Genomic DNA, 8,067 nt, shown 5'->3' on the forward strand with positions numbered 1-8,067 from the left:
TTGTAAACCAGCCATTATGTATTGAATCCCCCTCTGAAACAAGTTATGTTTCAATGTAGTCCTTTCGATTTCTCTATCAATTTCTCTTTCTTTCTCTCTTTTGGTGACTCGACGATATAGGAGCGCGCGATGAATACTCGTCATCTGCTTTTTACGTTGGTCTTTACCTTGTCAACGTTACTACCTATCATAGCGAACTCGGCACCAACCGTAGCCAGAGTCGATCCCCATCATTACGATAAATTGATCACCGGTGAGGAACCGTTACCGAGTTGGGATCTACTTCCCAATGATCGCTTACCAGACCCCCCTCCCATGCTTGACACTATTGGTTCGGTGTTTCGTGCCGGGCGGACATGGTATGATCTCCAGCATAACGGTACTTGTGGTAGAATGATTGCCAAGGATTCACTCGGTTTTGTACACATGGTATGGATGCGGGGATTCGATTCTGCTGCTGTCACTCGTCATATCAGCTACAATGTGTTCAACACCGCCACAAGTGCCTTTACCCTTGGAGCGAATGGTACGCAAGTTCCACCCCAGACGGTAACTCGGAGTGGTTTTACATCGATGGGACTTCTGCAAAACACAGCGTTTGTCGGATTTCATGAAAATGCTCCACGCGCTCCAACTATTCCAACCGGAAACCTCTATCATGATATCGAGCCGGGTATTGGAGCATTAATCTGTGACGATCCCCTTCCATTAATTGTCGAAGGTGGAACGACTGTGCAAAATCTTTGGCCGCGAGTTGCCACCCGTAATAACGTTGTTCACATGGTAGTTGCTGAAGGTAACCTTGCAGCTGGTTCAGCCCAACGACAATGGTATTATCGTGGCACTTACAACCATCAGTTAACGACTGTCACTTGGGGACAACCGATTCAAATACCAGGTTCGACCCTTAACATTGCTGCTGAGGTGACTGCTTCAAGAGTATCGAACCGTGCCGCAGTTGCTTGGATGCGACCCGTCGATATGGATTTCAATCCACCGCCAACAACCTACACACAAGTAAACAACAATGTCGTTTATGCTGAATCGCAGGATGGCAGTACTTGGGATTTTAACAATTTCCGCTATATGACACATTGGCGGTTACCGAACTATTCCCTCTATCCCGATACGATGGCGGCCTGTCGCGACACCTTCCGTGCGTACAACGACATCAGTTTGTTGTATGATGCCAGTGATGTTTTGCATGCGGTCTTTACAACCAATCTTTACTATGCTGTCTCCACGACCACCACATACACCTATGTCTTCGGTCATATCTGGCACTGGCGGAGCGACGAACCATTTGTATTGCGGATGGTTGCTGATGGTGGCAATCTCGATACCGAACTACGGGCAAATCCTGGCGCATGGAACCGTACTGCTCATCGTGGTTCTCTCTCGTTGGGTGCAAACGGTAATCTCTATTGCACCTTTGCCGCTACCTACGACCCGTTAGATACTGCAGCTACCTTAAACGATGTCGCCCTCAACGGTTATCCCAATTATGATGTGTATGTAACGGTTTCCACCGATGGCGGACGCCGCTGGTCAACAGCAACGAATATCACAGCGACTCACACACCCGGGGCTGCTGCCGGAGCCTGTCGATCCGAGAATTGGCCGTCGTCCAATCAATTAGCTGATAACTTTGTACATATTACTTATGTAACCGATTATGATGCCGGTACTCCGTTGCAATCCGAAGGTGTATGGACAAACAACGACTTCAATTACCATCGCGTACCGGTTACTTCGATTCCTACAACTCCTTTACTCCCGGAACGAAATCTTCTTGTTGGGGAAATGCGAGCTGTCCTTCAGAATCACAACAACGGCGAAGTCTTTTTAATCGGTGTTCGCGATACCATTCTTTGGTCGAGAATTGGTTTACAGGGAAATGTCCGCTTCGACTTAAACCGGAATTATCCGTCCGGTACTTGGGAAACGATTGTTCCTGATTCACTAAACGACACTGTCCGAGTGTGGACTGTCACAGGCCCGAATACCAACTTCGCTCGGTTGCGTGTCATGTCAGTTCTTGATCAGACCGTTGGCGATACCTGCGACGCAAACTTCGTCATTTTCTCAGCTCCGACATTACGGGTAACGAGACCAAATGGCGGCGAACGCTGGGAACCCTATAGCGATCAACCGATCACCTTTGTTCGTGATAATTGCCCAGGAATGGTGCGTATCAAACTCAATCGGAATTATCCAAATGGGGAGTGGGAAGTCCTTGGTCAAACCTTGAACGATTCCATCCATTACAACAGCTATCCGTTATCGACACCAAATGCTTGTGTGAAAGTCGCGCGATTTACCGATACAACGGTTTTCGACGTCTCCGACTCGCTATTTATCATTCTTGGTGTTAGTGCCGGTGAAGTCAACAATTCATTACCGAAGCAGTATCGCTTAACCGGGGTATATCCGAATCCGTTTAATGCGACGACCGATGTGCTATATGAAGTGCCGACTGCAAGCCACGTCCGGATTGATTTGTATGATGCAACGGGAAGAATAGTGAAGACTCTTTCCGATGGCTATCAAGCTGCCGGTCGGAATCGCATCACGTGGACAGCCGAGCATCAACCGAGTGGTATCTATTTCATTCGGATGACAACAACGAATCATACATTCATAACCAAAGCCGTTCTTTTACGATAATTTGTTTGGGTAGGGGAGGCACAGAAATGTCCTCCCGTTCCGTAGGGGCGTGCCGCGCACGCCCAACTTGGAGGTTAGGCAACTGCCTTACATTTCCATAGGACAGACACTCCTGTCTGTCCAATCTAATTCGGGTAGGGGAGGCACAGAAATGTCCTCCCGTTCCGTAGGGGCGTGCCGCGCACGCCCAACTTGGAGGTTAGGCAATCCTGCCTGACAAATTTGGGGCGTATTGCAATACGCCCCATTATCCATAGGACAGACACTCCTGTCTGTCCAATGTCATTGCGAGGAGCGTAGCGACGAAGCAATCCCAGAGCCGAGTAGAGGAGGTACTGAGAATACCCTCCCTCTAATGATGATGTTCTATGAAAGGAGTTAGTATGTGCAAGTTATTTTTTAAGATGTACCGTTCGATTCTCCCAAAATACAACGCAACAGTAACGATCATGTTGACTGTATTAGGTATCCTCGTCGTAACAATGCTAACACTTCAGCAAGTTGTGTCGACAAAGACAGTCATCAGCTACTCGGTGTATAACAACGAAGCAACACAGTATCAACTTACCTCTGCACCCGTTAAGGCGGGATCGCCAATTCTCCCGCCAGCTCCTGGTCCCCGGAAACAATTCAGCGATTTCTTTTACGTTTCCGATATTGAGCGCACCCGCTTCGGAGAGTTCATCTGGTTTTGGGCATGGGATACTTTGTCGGGTCCATTGTGGTCGAATGATAGTTTACCCGTACACACCGGGGCAGTTTTCTGTGACTCGGTTTGGGTGAGAAGAATAACGCCACCCGGCTCTGGTACCTTTCACCGGGGATATATTGAAACAAACACCCGCATGCGATGGTCGCGCTATGCCTACGAAATCAGAAATGCTGCGCGTTCGAGCAATGGACACTACTTTGAAAATCCGGGCAACACTCGAACAACTGCACTTATGTTTCATGGATTCGTTGCCGATGTATGGCAATGGGAATCGGGAACTCAATCCCCTTTCATAATTGAACCACCGACAAATGCAATCTCATGGAATTTGCAACCATCGGCGATTTTCGTTGAAGGCGATCTTTGGGTACAAGGAAGTGTAACGGGAAACCTTGCAATTGGCGCTTCCGGCATCATCCGACTGATGGATAACCTTGTCTATTCCGATGCTGCGACATGGCCTTACTTAGTTCCAGCAAATTCACCGAATTATCTCACAGTTGTCAGTGAAGCCACTACATCCGGCCAAGCAGATGAAGCGCCCCGTGGCATCATAATTAGCAACACTTGGGAAAATGGTCGGGAAGATGCTGGCAACCACTTTGTAATCGGTACCAGTCAACGACGCCGTGATATCGCTATACATGGCGTCTACATCGCTCTGAATGGAAGCATCAGCATCCAACAACAAAATGATAATCTTGGGTACGACCCTTACATCTATCGCTGTTCGAATCATGGTTATGACGAGCGTGGTTTCATCTATTTATGTGGATCGATTGCGTATAAGAAGCGGGACTATGTGCATCGTGGTAACACTGCAACTACCGGAATCCGTACCGGTTATCTGAAGAGTTATCGATACGACCAACGCTTTCGCACGAATGCACCACCCTTCCAACCAGCAATTTCTTTCCGGTAAGTAGCTCAGACAATCCTGTCTGAGCATATGATAGGTGTGTAAAGCATACGCCCCTTTCCTTTTGCGTGGCCGCGACATTCTTGTCGCGGTGGATGTGGGAGGCACAGAAAACGCCCTACCGCAAAATTGGAGGTTAGGTACTCCTGCCTGTCGTGTCATTGCGAGGAGCGTAGCAACGAAGTAATCTCAGAACTCGAGTAGGGGTGGTACAGAGCATGCCCTCCCGCCACTTCCGGGAGTCGTGAAAGAAACTACTCCCGCCATCAAACATTCTCTATATTGCACCATCGTGAATACACCCCCAACATCCGTTCTGACTGAAACCAACACAATCGAAGAGATTGCGAAAATCTGGGATTGGTTAGAGTTGCCCGATCGCATCCTCGTGATCGATACCGAGACAACCGGGATCGATTCCAAAACGAATCGAGTCCTCGAATTGGGCATGGCGTGGGTTACTATCGAAGGGGTAAAATCCGTTTACGATTCGTTCTTTGCTTATAACGGAACGATTCCACCGGAAATCACTCGTCTCACCGGCATTACAAAAAAAATGCTCACCGGGAAACCTCAGTATCATGATGCCATCGAAGAAATCTCGGAGATTTGGGGTGAAGCGATGGCGTTACTTGGTCACAATCTCTCGTTTGATGTTGGCTTTTTGACGATGGAAGCGCGTCGTGCCGGTAAACGTTGGCCATTACCACTTTACACCCTTGATACTCGTAATTTTGCCCGGTTGGTCTATCCGGAAGCGCCTCCCGGCGGTTTGAGCGGTTATACAAAATGGCTCGAAGTGTCCCACGAGCATCCCCATCGCGCTTTATCCGATGCGATAGCAACGGGAGAACTTTTTCGCAAATTGTTGCCTCGCTTGCAACTGTTAAGCCGAGAGGAGTGCGACCAGTTAGCTGCGCTCTCCCGAGCTTCCCGCTATGGTTTTCCCGCGATTATGTGGCAACGGTTACGCACACATTTACCTGAGCAAAAACTTCGTATTCTGCCCCCCTCACCTTGGCCGTCGGCGGTCCGAGTAACTACCGGTGAACAGAGTATCGCATTTCCTACCGCGGCGGAGGAGTTGGCGGAGGGCGGATTTGCCAGCCGTCAAATGAATGCGTTTGTGCAGCGGAATGCGCAGATCGAATATGCCCATCGCACCGGAGAAGCGTTACAAAATCAACGGTGGGAACTGCTGGAAGCCGGTACTGGCGTCGGAAAAACCTTTGGCTATTTAGTGCCGGTGATGGCGTGGCTCGCCGAAGATCATACCCGCCGCGCAGTCATTTCGACCTATAGTAAAACCCTGCAGCATCAGCTCTTCCACAAGGATATTCCGTTTTGGCAAGACCAGTTCCAAGGGGTTGAAGCGATTCTGTTAAAAGGACGTTCTAACTATCTCTGTCCACATCGTTTCACTGATTTCATCGGCCGGGTCGACAATGGCACGAATCCCAATGAAGCTTACTCCGCTGTTACTTTACCCTTGTGGTTGAATTGGACGGAAACCGGCGATAGCGCCGAGCTTGTGACTTTGCGCGAAAGTAGCGCATTGATGAAGAAGCTCGTATCTGATCCCTATCTCTGCGGCGCTCGCGGATGTCCCAACAATACCGACGATTGTTTTTTTGCGAAAGTGCGTCGGCGAGCGGCAACTGCGCAATTGGTCATAGTGAATCATGCGCTGCTCTGTAACTATCTGTTTCATCAACAACAACTCTTAGGTGAAGTGGGCGCACTCATCATCGATGAAGCTCACCGTTTAGAAGAAGTAGCTCGCGATGCCGCTACCGTCGAATTGACACGCGCAATTGTGGTAGGAATGGCAGAATTCTTCCTCGAGTCGATCGCGAAAGGCGGCGCTAATCAAAGCTATTCAACCTTCTCCGAGTTACAATTGGAATTGTCGCGCCTCGATACCGCATGGACGAATTTGGTGCAAGGGTTAATGCCGCGCTTCGTCGAGAATGCCGAGAGCGAGTATGGCAGACGCGTCCGCTATCTCGATGGCGATGGTCCGGCGGTGTGGATGAAACGGGAAGCAAGAGCAATTGACGTACAATTTGAAGCGATAATCCAAGCCATTTCTCGCGCCAAAGAGCAGACCAAAGACGATGAAGAAATGAAAATGCAAGTCGAGTCGTTTGCGATGCGATTTGAAGAAGTAAAGAGTTCGTGGCAGCGAATTCGCACTGCTCAGGAGAATTTTGCGACTTGGTGGGAAATGCCAGCGCAGTCCGATCCGATGGATGTTACATTTCACTCGGCGCCGGTTGACGTGGCTCCGCCCTTGTTTGAAGCGCTGTTTGAATCGGGTAGATTCGGTGTAATGACCAGTGCGACGTTGACAGTCGCCGATTCGTTTTCATATTTTCGACATGCAATCGGCGCGTTACGGGATGATGTTCCCGTCGACGAAGCAATCTTCACATCGCCATTCGATTTGAAACGGCAATTGAAAATCGCCGTACCGATGTTTGGTGACGATCCGTGGCACGGGAATTTTCTGAATGTGGTCGAGGTCGCCGGTTGGTTAGCGCCGACGTTGTTGGCAACCAACGTGAATACGTTAATCCTCGCTACCTCGAAAAAAACCGGGACAGCCTTTGCACAAGCGTTACAACCGCTGTTCGACCGCCACAATCGCGTGGTATGGCTGCAAGGGCGGGACGGCAACCCTGCTGAATTGGTGGAGTTGTTCCGAACGCATACCGGTGGCGTTTTGATTGGGTACGATTCATTTTGGGAAGGGGTCGATTTACCTGGCGCAACGTTAGAGTTAATCATCATTCCCCGTTTGCCGTTCCCGGTGCCCGACGAGCCGATTCAAGCGGCTAAAGCGGAATTGGTCACGAAAAACGGCGGTAACGATTTTTATGCCGTATCGCTGCCCCAAACAATCTTGAAAATGAAACAGGGAATTGGTCGCATGATTCGACAAGAAGAGGATCGTGGTATCGTGATGATTTTAGATCGCCGGATTATGACAGCCCGATATGGCACGCAGATCCGAAAATCCTTTCCCGTGGAAACTACTCCTTTGCGTACAAAACAAGAGTGGATCAATCTGTTGAGTTGGTTAAACCCGGTCGAGCTTTCATAATGTTGTCAGCGAATAAAGGGTACGACCGACACTCTTGTCTGTCGAGTGTATTATGAGCATCCTTGGACTTGATCTCGGCGGTACTCGCCTGAAAGCGATTTGGTGGAAAACCGATTCGCACACAATCATTGAGCAGACGGCGGTTGATCTGCCAAATACAACATTACCAGTATTCCTCGAGGCGGTGCAATCGCTCGCGTCGAAACGAACATTTTCCGCGATTGGTGTTGGGATTCCCGGCACGTTGGATAAACCGCGCGAGAATGTCGTCTTTGTTCCCAATCTATCAGGTTGGGGAATCGTTCCCTTAAAGAAATTGCTGCAGGAACAGTATCAAGTTCCGGTCGTATTGGAAAATGACGCCAATCTTGCCGCGCTGGCAGAGTATCAAATCGGCGCTGGAAAGGGAACTTGCGGCATTGTCCTCTTGACTCTCGGAACTGGTATCGGTGGTGGAGTTGTCATTGATGGCAATGTCTTAACTGGTGCCAAAGGCGGCGGCGCGGAATTGGGACACTATTGTATCGATCCCAACGGACCGCCCTGCAATTGCGGTTCCAATGGCTGTTTGGAAGTTTATACCGGGCGCGATGGGATTATTCGCCGAGGGGCTGAGAAACATCCCGGTCGAGCAAACTGGACACCCCTCGACTGGTCGAATGC

4 protein-coding genes are annotated in these 8,067 nt (G+C 49.6%); all 4 read left to right on the forward strand.

Features of this window, described 5'->3' with window-relative positions; translation table 11 throughout:
• Positions 1-129 precede the first annotated feature (129 nt).
• On the forward strand, positions 130-2,667 hold the full coding sequence (locus OEM52_03910) for a T9SS type A sorting domain-containing protein (GenBank protein MDK9699281.1): 2,538 nt from the start codon (positions 130-132) through the stop codon (positions 2,665-2,667).
• A 383-nt stretch (positions 2,668-3,050) separates the two neighbouring features.
• Positions 3,051-4,301 carry a hypothetical protein gene (locus tag OEM52_03915; protein ID MDK9699282.1) on the forward strand — a complete coding sequence of 417 codons (1,251 nt, stop codon included), beginning with the start codon at positions 3,051-3,053 and terminating at the stop codon, positions 4,299-4,301.
• 241 nt (positions 4,302-4,542) lie between these two features.
• Positions 4,543-7,404: an exonuclease domain-containing protein gene (locus tag OEM52_03920; protein MDK9699283.1), complete on the forward strand. Its 2,862-nt coding sequence runs from the start codon at positions 4,543-4,545 to the stop codon at positions 7,402-7,404.
• Positions 7,405-7,456: 52 nt separating this feature from the next.
• The coding region (locus OEM52_03925; GenBank protein ID MDK9699284.1) for an ROK family protein at positions 7,457-8,067 on the forward strand (611 nt) is incomplete at its 3' end.

Source organism: bacterium (assembly GCA_030247525.1).
Classification (GTDB): domain Bacteria; phylum Electryoneota; class JAOADG01; order JAOADG01; family JAOADG01; genus JAOTSC01.

Coding starts and splice junctions, on each gene's coding strand:
- OEM52_03915 (MDK9699282.1), top strand. CDS start 3,051: ATGTGCAAGTTATTTTTTAAGATGTACCGTTCGATTCTCCCAAAATAC.
- OEM52_03910 (MDK9699281.1), top strand. CDS start 130: ATGAATACTCGTCATCTGCTTTTTACGTTGGTCTTTACCTTGTCAACG.